This window comes from Variovorax sp. WS11 (assembly GCF_010499245.1).
Classification (GTDB): domain Bacteria; phylum Pseudomonadota; class Gammaproteobacteria; order Burkholderiales; family Burkholderiaceae_C; genus Variovorax.
On sequence record NZ_JAAGOW010000001.1, the window covers coordinates 2,543,122 to 2,556,496 of the forward strand.

A 13,375-nucleotide genomic window follows, 5' to 3' on the forward strand; every position below is an offset into this window, starting at 1 on the left:
CACCCTCCTTGGCGAGCAGCGTTCCCGCGACTGGTGCTGGGGCTGGTGCTGGGGCTGGTGCTGGGGCTGGTGCTGGGCTGGTGCTGGGGCTGGTGCTGGGGCTGGTGCTGGGGCTGGGGCTGGTGCTGGGGCTGGTGCTGGGGGCTGGTGCTGGGGCTGGTGCCGGTGCCGGTGCCGGTGCCGGTGCTGGGGCTGGTGCCGGTGCCGGTGCTGGGGCTGGTGCCGGTGCCGGTGCTGGGCTGGGGCTGGGCTGGGGCCGGTGCTGGGGCTGGGGGGCTGGGGCCGGTGCTGGGGCGGGAGCAGGGGCCGGAGCCGGCGCGGGCGCGGGCGCGGGCGTCTGGCCCTGGATGTAGCAGGCTTTCGCAACATAGGGCAGCGGGTCGCCGAAGGTCGCGTTGCTGCAGTCGACGGACCCCGAAAGTGTCTTGGACCTCCAGGTCGACTTTGCCCCGTACTTGACGACCATCGCGGAAGCCAGCACAAATCTTTGATTCTCGTCAGCGACCTTGGTCCAGCTCGAATCGAGCGGGCTTGCCTGAGGCTTCAGTTTCCCTTTGCGTCGGCCGAGTCGGTGGCCGTCGGGGTCGGGACAGGGTGGCTGTCGACGCCGCACCATCCGCCAGCGAGACGGGGAAGCCCCCGAGCCCCCGCCTCCACCTCCGCAACCCGCCAGCGCACCCGCAGCAACAAAGAGCAGAAGCGCGCTTTTGTCCGTGACTTTCATCCAATTGCTCCAGAAAGGATCGAGGTGGAGATGCAGAAGCAGGCGATACGTCTTTCTACGTTACTTGCATTCCGTTTCTTTTCGATCCTTATTGGGGCGCTCACGTTACTGAAGTTTCAATTGGTTACTTGAACTTTCCAAAAAGGCATACTGAAGAATTCGTTGCGGGCAGCAACTGTTTGAGGGAAGCGACAGCCAAAAAAAAAGCGGCCCGCACAAGGCGGGCCGCAAAGCTTGGATCGAATCAGGCGATCAAGGCACGTTGGCTGTCCTCAGCATGAAGGGCCGGCCCTCCATCGTGAAGCTGCCGCCGAACTCCATGTTCATGCCGCCGGTTCCCTGCACCGGGCAGCCGCCCGAAGACGCCGGGCAGGCCCCGCCACCCGCGAAGATCACCGAACCGTAGCGGTAGTTCGACACCGCCTTGCCGGTGTAGTCCGCAACGCTCAGCGTCATGTTGTCGCTGGCGAAGTTGTCGGCGTCTTCCACCGCGATCGGGTCGACCATGCGCGAGTCCTGCAGGGTGCGAACCACGCTGCCGCTGTTGCCGTCGGAGGCGAAGCGCACCCACTGGATCTTGCGATCGCCGCGCGAGGCCACCAGCACCTGCTGGTTCAGCGGCTCGATGCTCTTGTTCTCCGGATCGATCTTCGAGATGGCCAGCGAGGTCGGGTTCTTGCCGACGGCGACACGGCCCTTCTCGACGACGTCCGTTGCCGTGGTGCCGGTGGGCACGTTACCCAGGCCGTAGATGCGCAGCGAACCTTCTTCGGTGGCGATCCAGGCGCGGTGCACGTTGCCGAACAGGGTCGTGCGAACCGCGGTCGGCCTGCTGTCCAGCGCCACCGTCGAGATCACCGTCGGTGTCTGCTGCGGCTTGTACGCGAAGGTGTACGGCCACTGGCTGTCGGATTGACCCAGGTTCGTGAACTCCGTCGGACCGGTACCGAAGTAGACGCTGTTGACGTAGCTGAACAGCGGCTTCAGGTCGATGAAGGCGGCCTTCTTCTCCGACTTGGAGATGACGACCGCCACGCCGGCCTTGGCGTAACGGTTGGCGTTGGAGCCGGAGCCGCTGAAGCTGGCGCGCTTGCTCGAATCGGTCAGCGGCGAGTAGGTCTGACCCATGAACTCGCCTTGCTTCTCGGGCAACGCCGTCCTGAACTGGTCGAAGCCGGTGGTGACCGCGATTTCCGTCGGGGCGTTCATGCCCGGAATGTCGATGTAGCCCAGCACCTTCATGAAGGCGATGTTGCCCATGTTCGGCAGACCCGGGTACACGCCCATCCACTCATGCCACCAGTCGTACCAGCGGTCGTACGTCCCGTTGCGGATGCCGGTCGGCGTCCCACCATTCGAGTTGTACGGGTCGCAGTTGTTGCACAGCCCCGCCAGCGAGATCACCGCCACCTGGCCCTTCAGCGCCGTCGTGTCCCACACCGTCACCAGCGCGTATTCGCTGGTGTTGGTAACGGCAACGCCGGTCGGTACCTTGTTGGCAGGCAGCTTCACCGAGCCTCGGTTGTTCGCCGTGTTGCTCCCGGCCGTGCCGATCAGGCCATTGTTGAAGGCCACGATGGAGGTCGCGCAGAAGCCCGTGCGGCCACCGCAGCGCGCCACCGCCACCGGATCGCCGTTCGTGAGACCGGCCGTCTTGTAGGTGCTGACGTTGAAGTTGGTGCGTCCGGCACTGCCGTCCCACGCCGCCGCTTCCTGCCAGGGCAGTTGCGGCGCCTGCGAGTAGGTGTTGTGGTCGATCGCAGAGACCTGTAGATCGCCCACGCCCATGCGCAGGGTCGGGTTGTCGGCGACGAAGCCGACATGGGCCTGGTTGGTCGAGTACAGGCCCGCGTCGCCCGTGACCGGGCCGCCGACCTGCCAGGTACCGGCGTGGTAGCTCATGGTCTGGTCGGCGCGCTTGTACAGCGTGGGAATGCCGCTGTTGTTCACCGTCGGGGCGTCGCCGTAGCGATAGCGGATGCCTTCCACCTTGGAGAGCAGGGGTGCCATGGCGCGGTATGCGTCAGCCACCAGGTTTCCGGCGCTGTCGACGACGTCGCCGGGAGACAGGGCGGGGGCGGGGGCGGGGGGGGGCGGGGGCGGGTGCCGGGGCCGGGGCCGGGGCCGGAGCGGGCGCAGGAGCCGGTGCAGGGGCCGGCGCAGGTGCCGGGCGGGCGCGGGAGCCGGTGCGGGGGGCAGGTGCCGGTGATGCCGCACCGAGCGAATAGCAGGCCTTCACAACGAAGGGCGCAGGGTCGGTGCCGAAGGTTGTGTTGGAACAGTTGACGGTGCCGGTCACCGTCTTTTCGACCCACTTTGCCGGTGACGCCGTACTGGACGCGCGTCGCAGCGGGTTACCGTGAAGGACGCCCCTCGGCGGCCAAGCGCTGGCCAACGGCGGGTGCAGGTGCAGGTGCGGGGGGCAGGGGGCTGGTGCCGGGGCAGGTGCCGGTGCCGGTGCGGGTGCGGGCGCGGGCGCGGTCCCAGTCTGGACGTAGCACGCCTTCGCCACGAAGGGCAGCGGGTCGCCGAAGTTTCCGTTGCTGCAGGACTGCGAGCCCGACAGCGTCTTGGTGGCGTACGTGTCGTTCGCCCCGTATTTCACGACCGTCGCGGCGGCCAGCGTAAAGGTCCGATCCTCGTCCGCGACCTTGGTCCAGCTGGAATCGAGCTTACTGATCGGTGCGGCTTCCTTGGTCGCCGTGGATTCGGCCGCAGGTGCGGCGGTGGTTGAAGAAGCGGTCGCAGGTAACGCGTCCGAGCCTTGCGCTGCGGCGAACCCGCCTGAGCTGCTGCCCCCGCCCCCGCATCCTGCGAGCGCGCCAGCTGCAACAAAAAGCAGAAGCGCGCTTTTGTCGATGACTTTCAAGCAAATCCCTCCTAAATTGGTTAAGTTCGGGTTTGTACGGGTCAACGGCTCTGCGGGCAACCGCTCTTGCACTTCTTTTCCTATGTGTAATGCGGCTCCCTAGAGCGGTGTTACTAACGTTGTGATTGCTAACGCTTTCAACGCAAATCCTCCACATTGAGGAGGCGCACTTCGGCGCGTTGTCGTATGCGAAAAAAGTCGGGGCCTGACGGATGGCCCGACCGGACCCGCCAAGTAAAAGGCCCGCACGAGGCGGGCCTTTGTGCATCAATTGACGCTAGTTCTCAGCTGATCACGGCACGTTGGCAGTTCGAATCTGGAAGGGCTTGCCCTCCATCGCAAAGCTGCCGCCGAACTCGATGTTGACCCCGTTGGTGGGCTGAACCGGGCAGCCGCCCGGCGGCTGGCACGACCACGAGCCACCGCGATTCGCGAAGATGACGGAACCATAGCGGTAGTTCGACACCTTTTTGCCGGCGTAGTCGGCAACACTCAGCACCATGTTGTTGCTGGCGAAGTTGTCGGCGTCTTCCACCGCGATCGGATCGACGATCCGCGAGTCCTGCAGGTTGCGGACCACGCTGCCGCTGTTGCCGTCGGAGGCGAACCTCACCCACTGGATCTTGCGTTCACCCCGCGAGGCCACCAGCACCTGCTGGTTCAGCGGCTCGATCGACGTGTTTTCCGGATCGATCTTCGAGATCGCCAGCGAGGTCGGGTTCTTGCCGATCGCAACGCGACCCTTCTCGGCCACGTCGGCAGCCACCGTCCCGGTGGGCACATTGCCCAGGCCGTAGATGCGCAGCGAGCCGCTCTCGGTGGCGATCCAGGCGCGGTGCACACTGCCAAAAAGGGTGGTGCGCACTGCCGTCGGACGGTCATCCAGCGCCACGGTCGAGATGACCGTCGGCGTCTGCTGCGGCTTGTTCGCGAAGGTGTAGGGCCACTGGTTGTCGGCCTGACCCAGGTTCGTGAACTCCGTCGGGCCGGTACCGAAGTACACGCCATTGACGTAGCTGAACAGCGGCTTCAGGTCGATGAAGGCAGCCTTCTTCTCCGACTTGGAGATGACGACTGCCACGCCGGCCTTGGCATAGCGGTTGGCATTGGAGCCGGAACCGCTAAAACTGGCGCGCTTGGCTGCGTCGGTCAGGGGCGAGTAGGTCTGGCCCATGAATTCGCCGTTCTTCTCGGGCAGCGAGGTTCCGAACTGGTCGAAGCCGGTGGTGACTGCGATTTCCGTCGGTGCGTTCATGCCCGGCAGGTCGACGTAGCCCAGCACCTTCATGAAGGCGATGTTGCCCATGTTCGGCAGACCCGGGTACACGCCCATCCACTCATGCCACCAGTCGTACCAGGCGTCGTAGCTGCCGTTCTTGGCCGAGTCGTAGGGATTGCAGTTGTTGCACAGCCCCGCCAGCGAGATCACCGCCACCTGGCCCTTGAGCGCCGTCGTGTCCCACACCGTCACCAGCGCGTATTCGCTGTTGTTCGTCATGGCGATGCCCGTGGGCACCTTGTTGGCGGGCAGCTTCACCGAGCTCCTGTTGTTGGCGGTGTTCGTACCGGCGGTGCCGATCAGGCCGTTCTGGAAGGCCACCACCGACTCCGCGCAGAAACCCGTGCGACCGCCGCAGCGCGCCACTGCCACCGGCTCGCCGTTCGTGAGACCGGCGGTCTTGTAGGTGCTGACGTTGTAGTTGGTTCGCCCGGCGCTGCCGTCCCATGCGGCCGCTTCCTGCCAGGGCAGCTGCGGCGCCTGCGCGAAGGTGTTGTGGTCGACTGCCGAGATCTGCAGGTCACCCACGCCCATGCGCACCGAAATGTTGTCCGGCACGAAGCCGATATGTGCCTGGTTGGTCGAGTAGAGGCCGGCGTCGGCCAGCAGCGGTCCACCGACCTGCCAGGTGCCGGCGTGGTAAGCGGACATCGACTGATCTGCGCGTTGGAACAGCGTCTGGATGCCGGTGTTGTCGACCGCGGCCGGGTTGCCGTAGCGGTACGCGATGCCGGCGTCCTTGGCGAACGCAGCAGCGGTCGCCTTGTAGGCATCCGCAGCGATCGCGCCGGAACTGTCGATTACTTCGTTCGGAACGGGCGTGGTAGCCGAAGACTGAGTGACCGGCGTGGTGCTGGTACCGGTGGCGGTACCCGTACCCGTCGCCGTGGCGCCGAGGGCGGCGAATCCGCCACCACCACCGCCACCACCTCCTCCACAACCTGCGATGAGTGCGCTTGCGACCACGGTCGCCAGAAGCGCGCCTTTATATGAAAAATTAAACAAAAACACCTCCAATTTGACAAGATGGTCATTTGTACGTGGGCGACCTCCTACAGGGCAACCCTTCTTGCAAATGTTTTCGTGATGTGTTCCTACTCTCCTGGGGAGTAGTTACAAAGGTATTGCATAGTGACGTTATGAGCGCAAATCATCCGACCCGCCGCCGCAAGGAACTTTCTTCTTACTTGGGACCTGACGCGGTCGCCATCATCCCGACCGCGCCGGAGCGTCCGCGCAATCGGGACAGCGACTTCCTCTTCCGCCACGACAGCTACTTCTATTACCTGACGGGCTTTACCGAGCCCAACGCCTGGCTGGTGCTCACAAGCGAGGGACATGCCACCCTGTTCTGCGCCCCCAAGGACCGCGAGCGCGAGATCTGGGACGGCTTGCGCCTGGGCCCGGAAGCGGCACCGGCGACGCTGGCGGTCGAAGAGGCTTTCTCGATCGAGGAGCTCGATACCCGCATGCCGAAGCTGCTGGAGAACAAGAAGACGGTCTGGTATCCCTTCGCGACGCACAAGGGGTTGGAGTCCCGCGTCGACGGCTGGTTGTCGGCGGTGCGCGCCCGGGTGCGCTACGGCGCGCTGTGCCCCGAGGAGCAACGCGACCTCTGCGGCCCGCTGGACGAGATGCGGCTGGTCAAGGATGCAGGCGAGCAGGACACGATGCGCCGTGCCGCGCAGATCAGCGCCCGCGGCCATGTCCGCGCGATGCAGCTGTCGGCGCGCATGCTGCGCGAAGGCCGGGACGTGCGCGAGTACCACCTCGATGCCGAGCTGCTGCACGAATTCCGCCTCGGGGGCTCGCAGTACCCGGCCTACAACTCGATCGTGGCCGCCGGCGCCAACGCCTGCGTGCTGCACTACCGCGCCGACGTGGCGCCGGTGCGCTCGGGCGAACTGGTGCTCATCGACGCCGGCTGCGAACTGGACGGCTACGCCAGCGACATCACCCGCACCTTCCCGGCCAATGGCACGTTCACCGGCCCGCAGCGCGCGCTTTACGAGCTGGTTCTGGCCAGTCAAGACGCAGCGGCGGCTGCAACGCGAGCGGGCGCTCGCTTCAACGATCCACACGAGGCCACGGTGAAGGTGCTGTCACAGGGCATGCTCGACCTGGGCCTGCTGGATGCCGACAAGGTGGGCGGCGTGGACGACGTGATCGAGAAGCGCGCCTACTTCGCCTACTACATGCACCGCACCGGCCACTGGCTGGGCATGGACGTGCACGACTGCGGCAGCTATGTGGAGCCCGCGCAGGCCGGCGAGGTGAGCGAGCGCCGGGACCCGCTGTCGAACGAGCTGATCAAGAACCGCCCCAGCCGCATCCTGAAGCCGGGCATGGTGCTGACCATCGAGCCGGGCATCTACGTGCGGCCGGGGGAGGGCGTGCCGGAGCAGTTCCACAACATCGGCATCCGCATCGAAGACGACGCGATCGTCACCGAAACGGGCTGCGAGCTGATCTCGCGCGGGGTGCCGGTCAAGCCGGACGAGATCGAGGCGCTGATGCGGCCCTGAACCGCCCGGATTTCTAGGCGGCCTCGTCCGGGCCAAGCACCTTTCGCGCCCACGCGGGCAGCCAAAGCCCATGAGGCTGGACGCGGCCGGCGACCACCGAAGCCAGCAGGTGCGGGCCGCCGGCCTCGACGTCCGCCCCGTCGAACAACATCGCGAGCGGCACCGCGCGAACGGCCAGCCGCAGGTTCTCGAGGGTGCGCGGATAGCGCGCCAGGATCTTGCTGGCCGGCACGTCGTGGCCGCCTTCGTGTACACGCTGTTGCACGCGTTCAAGCAGGCGGCGCGGCTCGTCGACGCACACGATGTAGAGCGCCACCTCGAAGCCGAGGGCCCGCGCCTCGGCAAGGAGCTCGAGCTTGGAGGGATGCGAGAAGACGGTCTCGCTCACGAAGGAGCGCCCGGCCTCCAGATGTGCCTGGCGCTGCGCATCGGCCCAGGCCCGGGCGGTCTCCGAGCGCCGCACCGCATGCCGCATATGACCGAGCTGCTCGCGCTCGTACAGGTCGGCGTTGATGAAGGGCAGCTGCGGGTAGCGCGGCTGGATCAGGTAGCGGTACAGCGTCGACTTGCCGGCGCCATTCGGGCCGGCAATCAGGTGCAGGACCGGCATCAGGCCGCGCGGCGGCTGCGCGGACGGGGCTGCGCCTTGGCGCGGTTCTCGCCCACCGCCGCCTTGGCCCGCTCGGCCAGTGCGCCGGACTGGGCCAGGGCCAGCACGTGGCCGTGCAGGGCGTCGAGTTCGGGCGACAGGGCCGGTTGAGCCTGGCCAGCAACGACGTAACGCGCACCTTCCTCGCGCGCGATCAGCGCCTGGCTGTCCTGCGTGGAGAGGCCGGCTTGCTCGAGCGCGCGGCCGAGGGTGGCCCAGTATTCGATCTGGCTGGCCACCGAGCGGCGCATGGGCTGGGCCGCATCGCGCGCCTTGTCGACCAGCGCGGCAGGGAGCTTGACGGAAGCGAAGGGGGTGGCCGAGGACATGGGTTTCACTCCTGATTGGCGCATTTTGCGCCAGTCCGCCAAATCCCGTCAACGCGATGATGACCGGCGGCACGAAGCGAGCAAACGACGAGCGGGCTCAGGCCGCGGCCAGATGTCCGCGGACGAAGGCCTCTTCGAAGATCGAATACCCCGACCAGTCGCTGTGCGCAAAGGCCAGGCGGCCGGCGACGACGCGCTCGTGCGCGCCGAGGCCGGCAAGCAGGCCAGGCCCCGGGATGGCCATGGCATGGCCATAGCGGGTGATCTCGATGCGGGAGGCGAGCCCGGCAAGATCGGGATGAGGCACCGACAGCTCGCCGAGCAGCTCGTCGCGCCAGCCGCTCCAGGGCCGGTCGAGTAGCAGGCGCCGGCCTTCCGGCCCGTCGTAAGCGCTCGGGCCCAGCGGCCGATACCAGCTCAGCACCGTGGCGCCCGGCGTGGGGTCCAGCGCCTGATGGCGGGCATCGACGTAGCCGAGCCCGCGCGTGCCGTAGACCACGTTGTCCCAGCTCGGCGCCGCGCCGGGCCGGTCGGCCAGCGGCGCGCGCATGTGCACGTTGGCCACCAGCCATGGCGCATAGCGCAGCCGGTCCGCCGCCTCGCGCAGCGGCGCGGGCGGATTCTCCACCACGCGGGCGGCGATGAAAGCCGGCAGCGCGACGATGCAGCGCTCGGCCTCCCACCGCACGCGCGCCCGGGCCGCCACATCGAAGGCCTCGACCTCGACGCCCGAGCGCGTCTCGGCGATGCGCAGGACCGCCTGGCCCGTCTTCAGCCGATCGCCCAGCGGCGCCGCGAGCCGCCGCGCGAGCCAGCCATTGCCCTCGGGCCAGGTCAGCACCGCGTCGCGCTCCGCATCCTCGTCACCCGGTGCATGGAAGCCGTGCCGGCTCGCGAAATAGTGGATGCCGGCCCAGGCCGACACGTGGGCGCTGCCGGCGCCGTAGTCGTCGCGGCAGCAATACTCGAGGTACCAGCGCAGCTGAGGATCGTCGAGGCCTTCGCGCTCGAGCCAGGCGGCGAAGGGCAGGGCGTCCAGTTCCAGCAGGCGCGGCGCGAGCGACACGCGCAGCGTCGGAATGGCGAAGCGCGTCTCGCGCCGCAGGGCTTCCACGCGCCGCGAGAACAGGCGATATTGCGCGAGGGTGCGCTCGCGCACGCCCTGCACGGGCAGCAGTCCATCCTGCCAGGCGCCTTCGAAGAACAGGCGCTCCTGAGGGCTGTGGCAAAGGTGGCGCTCCTCGTACTGCCATCGGCCGGCCACGCGCCGGCGCAGGCCGAGTTCCTCGAGCAGGTCCTGCACCTCGTGCGCCTCGTCGCCCGGCAGCGGCAGGTAGTGGGCGCCGAGCGGGCAGGCGATGCCGCCCACCTGACCGCCGCGACTGTTGCCACCGGCCTGGTCTTCGAGCTCGAGCAGCACGAAGTCCTCGATGCCGGCCAGCCGCAGGGCACGCGCCGCCGCCAGGCCGGCCACGCCGCCGCCGGCAATGAGGACGCGGGTGCGGCGCGTAGCCGCAGGCGCGTCCTTGCGGCTCCAGGTTCCGTCGCGCAGCGCATGGCCGCGCTCGACGTCGATGCCGGCAAAGCCGCCCTCGATCTCGTGCTGCGCGTCGCAGCCGCCGAGCGCCAAGGCGCCGGCGGCGGCGGCATTCAGGAACTCGCGACGCTTCATCAGTGGCCGGCGACCTTGCCCCACTCCTGCTCGTAGGTCGTGACGAGGGTCTGATTCGACAGCCGGTTCACCTCAGCCGGCACCCGCGCCATGTCACGCGGGAACTCGAAGAGCTGCGGCAGCGCCGGCGCGGCCAGGAAGCGCAGGCCCTCGGGCAGGGCCTCGGGCAGCCGGTAAGGCCTGCGGCTCGCGATGATGAAGCCCCACTCGCCGAAGCTGGGCACATGCGCGTGGTAGGGCGCGGCCCGCAGGCCCACCGATTCGACGGTCGCGACCACGGTCCAGAAACTCTTGCGGGCGACCAGGGGCGAGGTGGTCTGGATCACGGCATAGCCGCTGGCGGCCAGCCGCTTGTCGAGCAGGGCGTAGAAGGAATTCGTGTAGAGCTTGCCGATCGCGAAGTTGGTGGGATCTGGGAAGTCGACCACGATCACGTCGAACATGTCGCCGGCTTGCTGCAGCCACTGGAAGGCGTCGGTGTTGACGACATGCACCTTCGGTGACTTGAGCGCGCCGCCGTTGAGCGCCGCCAGCGTCTCGTGCTCGCTGAAAAGCCGCGTCATGTTCGGGTCGAGCTCGACCAGCGTGATGCTCTCCACCGACGGGTACTTGAGGACCTCTCGCACCGCCATGCCGTCGCCGCCGCCGAGCACGGCCACCTTCTTCGGTGCGCCCTGCGCCGCCATGGCCGGATGCACCAGAGCCTCGTGGTAGCGGTACTCGTCGCGCTCGGCGAACTGCAGGTTGCCGTTGAGGAAGAGCCGGTGCCCGGCGGCGCCCCGTGTGACGACGATGCGCTGATAGGGCGAGCTCTCGCTGAAGACGATGCGGTCCTGGTAGAACTTGTCTTCCGCCAGCGTCGTGATGTGCCCGGCGAAGACGAAGGCGCCGGCCAGCGCAGCCAGGGCCAGCACGCAGGCCAGCGCATGCGCGCCCAAGCGGCGCAGCTCGTGCCTGAAGAGCCACAGCGCCCACAGCGCCACCGCCGCGTTCATGAGGCCGAAGAGCAGGCCGGTGCGGATCATGCCGAGCTGGGGCACGAGCAGCAGCGGGAAGGCGACCGACACCGCCAGCGCGCCCAGGTAGTCGAAGGTCAGCACCTGCGAGACCAGGTCTTTCAGCATCACATTGCGGCGCAGGATGCGCATCACCAGCGGGATCTCGAGCCCCACCAGTGTGCCCACCACCAGCACCAGCCCGTAGAGCAGCAGCCGGAAGGCGCCGGGGATGTAGGCGTTGGCGATGAAGAGCAGGGCGGGGAGCGCGCCGCCAATCAGCGCCACCATCAGCTCGATGCGCAGGAAGTGCGCGGGCAGCTGGCGCTCGAAGTAGCGCGAGAGCCAGGAGCCCACGCCCATCGCGAAGAGGTAGGTGCCGATGATGGTGCTGAACTGCAGCACCGAGTCGCCGAGCAGATAGGAGCTCAGCGCCGCGGCGCTGAGCTCGTAGACCAGCCCGCAGGCCGCGACCACGAACACGCTGGCCAGCAGCGCGATCTCGACCGGCTGCGGGCCGCGCGCTGCCCTTGCGGGAGCCGGGTCCAAGGCTGCCTCGCTCATCGACCGCCGGGAAGACTTAGTGGATCGCGGCGGCGACGATGATGCAGATGCCCAGGCTCATCGCGGCCACCACCACGCCGAGCGCCACGTTCTGCTTCTCGACGATCTCCTGCCACAGGTCGTAGGGCGTGAGCTTGTCGATGAGCAGGAAGGTGATCCAGAACACCAGCACGCCGATGATCGCGTAGAGGATCGAGCCCAGGAAGGCCGCGGGCCTTAGCCATTCAATTCCCAACATGAGGACCTCCGGAAAAAAACGTCATTTGTGACCGCCGCCACTCGAATAGCCGCCATAGGAGCCGCCCGAACTGCGCGAACCGCCCGAGCTGCTGGTGCAGGTGCTCAGGATGATCAAGAGGATGATGATCACCACGATGATCAAGATGATGGTGCCGCAGCCGAGCTTGCCGGCCGCGCTCACCGGCAGCGCGTCGCCGCGTTTGAACATGTCCTTCTTGCCGTCGAGCTTGAAGGCCGCAGCCACCGCTGCGCTGTCGATTTTGCTGCCGGACGACCAGGTCAACTCGTTGGCCGAGCGTTCCATGGACAGCAGGGCCGTGCCGCTCGCGAAATCGCGGTTGAAGCTCTTCTGTCCGCGCTCGACCTGCCAGTAGAACTCGCCCGCCACGTAGGTGGTTTCGGCGTTGTAGGCGTACTGCTGCTGGTAGACCTTGCCCAGGTAGGTGGCACGCGAGCCGCTCTCGGCCATGGTCGGCGCACCCGTGGTGGGCTTGACCAGGCTCCAGCCGTCCTCGGCATCGACCAGGAAGCTGAAGCCGCGCTTCTTGTTGTAGAGCAGGTATTCGTTCCATCCGAAGTGCTCGTCGTCGCCCGGTGCCACGCCCATGCGGTGCTGGAAGCCCACCACCTGCCACTGCGCGCCCTGCAGCTGGCCGGTGGTGCCGACGGGAATCAACGGTTGCACCGGCTCGTGCTGCTCGGCGTGGCGCAGCTCGCCGCCGATGCCCTGCGTCAGGTCGATGATGCTGTTGCAGGCGCGGCAGGTGATGCTCTTGCTCTCGGCAAAGTTGACCGTGACCGGCGAGCCGCAGTTCGGGCAGTTGAAGCTGCGGCCCTTTTCCTCCTTCGCCGATTCGTCGCGCAGGCCGGTGAGCTGCAGGTCCTCGAGCTGCACCGAGCGGCCGAGATAGGCGCCCGGCGGCTGGGTGTCGTAGTCGAGGCTCAGCACCAGGCCCTGGTCGCTGCGCAGCTCGATCACTGCGAAGGGCCGGCCAAGCTCTGGCAGGCGCGGCAGCTCGCCCTGGGCCGAGACCAGCCGGACCTGCTCGTTCGAGGCCACCGTGTAGCTCTGGCCGTTGAAGGCCGTGGTGGCGCCCACGCGCAGCTCGGCGGAGTCGGGCGCCTCGCGCTGCAAGGTGTGGGGCAGCGAGAACACGAAAGCGCCGTTGTCTTCGCTCAGGATGCCGGTGCGCTCGCCGTCGAGCGCGGCGATCCACTCGGTCCAGCGGCCGCCCTCGTAGCTGTACTGCAGGCGGCCCACCAGCGTGAAGGGCTGGTCCTGGATGCGCCCTGTGGCGAAGAGCTGCAGCGGGCTGAAATCGTCGAACAGCTCCGCCATCTTGCCGGTGCGCGCGAGCGTTTCGCCCTGGCGCACGACCGTGCTCTGGCAATAGGGGCAGACGGCGTGCGTGGACTGCGCCGAGCGGAATTCGACGGGCGCGCCGCACCCGGGGCAGGGCGCGCGGTAGTAGCGCTGCTGGGAGGAGTCGGTGGCCACGAAAAGACGGCAAGGATCCGCTCAGCGCGCC

The 13,375-nt window shown here is 67.4% G+C and carries 10 protein-coding genes; 2 read left to right on the forward strand and 8 right to left on the reverse strand.

Annotation, left to right across the window (positions count from 1 at the left end; all coding sequences use genetic code 11):
* Window positions 1-33 precede the first annotated feature (33 nt).
* On the forward strand, window positions 34-459 hold the full coding sequence (locus GXN78_RS40815) for a hypothetical protein (RefSeq protein ID WP_204162219.1): 426 nt from the start codon (window positions 34-36) through the stop codon (window positions 457-459).
* 517 nt (window positions 460-976) lie between these two features.
* Here GXN78_RS40815 and GXN78_RS12525 read toward each other — a convergent pair.
* Window positions 977-2,755: a hypothetical protein gene (locus GXN78_RS12525; RefSeq protein ID WP_146163246.1), complete on the reverse strand. Its 1,779-nt coding sequence runs from the start codon at window positions 2,753-2,755 to the stop codon at window positions 977-979.
* A 1,130-nt stretch (window positions 2,756-3,885) separates the two neighbouring features.
* Window positions 3,886-5,838 carry a hypothetical protein gene (locus GXN78_RS12530; protein WP_164255326.1) on the reverse strand — a complete coding sequence of 651 codons (1,953 nt, stop codon included), beginning with the start codon at window positions 5,836-5,838 and terminating at the stop codon, window positions 3,886-3,888.
* 173 nt (window positions 5,839-6,011) lie between these two features.
* Between GXN78_RS12530 and GXN78_RS12535 the strand changes: the two genes are divergently transcribed.
* On the forward strand, window positions 6,012-7,397 hold the full coding sequence (locus GXN78_RS12535; RefSeq protein WP_106559615.1) for an aminopeptidase P N-terminal domain-containing protein: 1,386 nt from the start codon (window positions 6,012-6,014) through the stop codon (window positions 7,395-7,397).
* 13 nt (window positions 7,398-7,410) lie between these two features.
* Here the strand turns inward: GXN78_RS12535 and GXN78_RS12540 are convergent, their stop codons facing one another.
* From GXN78_RS12540 to GXN78_RS12565, 6 genes are all read right to left on the reverse strand, one after another.
* Complete coding sequence (locus GXN78_RS12540) at window positions 7,411-8,007, reverse strand: AAA family ATPase (RefSeq protein WP_106559614.1); 597 nt, start codon at window positions 8,005-8,007, stop codon at window positions 7,411-7,413.
* Entirely contained in the window at window positions 8,007-8,375 is a 369-nt protein-coding gene (locus GXN78_RS12545) for a hypothetical protein (protein ID WP_106559613.1), read from the reverse strand. The genes GXN78_RS12540 and GXN78_RS12545 overlap by 1 nt, the downstream gene beginning before the upstream one ends.
* 97 nt (window positions 8,376-8,472) lie before the next feature.
* Window positions 8,473-10,047, reverse strand: coding sequence for an FAD-dependent oxidoreductase (locus GXN78_RS12550; RefSeq protein WP_106559612.1), 1,575 nt, complete (start codon window positions 10,045-10,047; stop codon window positions 8,473-8,475).
* The gene (locus GXN78_RS12555; protein ID WP_106559611.1) at window positions 10,047-11,606 is read right to left on the reverse strand and encodes a polyamine aminopropyltransferase; all 1,560 of its coding nucleotides are present in this window, start codon (window positions 11,604-11,606) and stop codon (window positions 10,047-10,049) included. The genes GXN78_RS12550 and GXN78_RS12555 overlap by 1 nt, the downstream gene beginning before the upstream one ends.
* A 16-nt stretch (window positions 11,607-11,622) precedes the next feature.
* The gene (locus tag GXN78_RS12560; RefSeq protein WP_106559610.1) at window positions 11,623-11,844 is read right to left on the reverse strand and encodes a DUF350 domain-containing protein; all 222 of its coding nucleotides are present in this window, start codon (window positions 11,842-11,844) and stop codon (window positions 11,623-11,625) included.
* Between the two features lie 21 nt (window positions 11,845-11,865).
* Window positions 11,866-13,344, reverse strand: coding sequence for a DUF4178 domain-containing protein (locus GXN78_RS12565; protein ID WP_106559609.1), 1,479 nt, complete (start codon window positions 13,342-13,344; stop codon window positions 11,866-11,868).
* Between the last annotated feature and the right edge of the window lie 31 nt (window positions 13,345-13,375).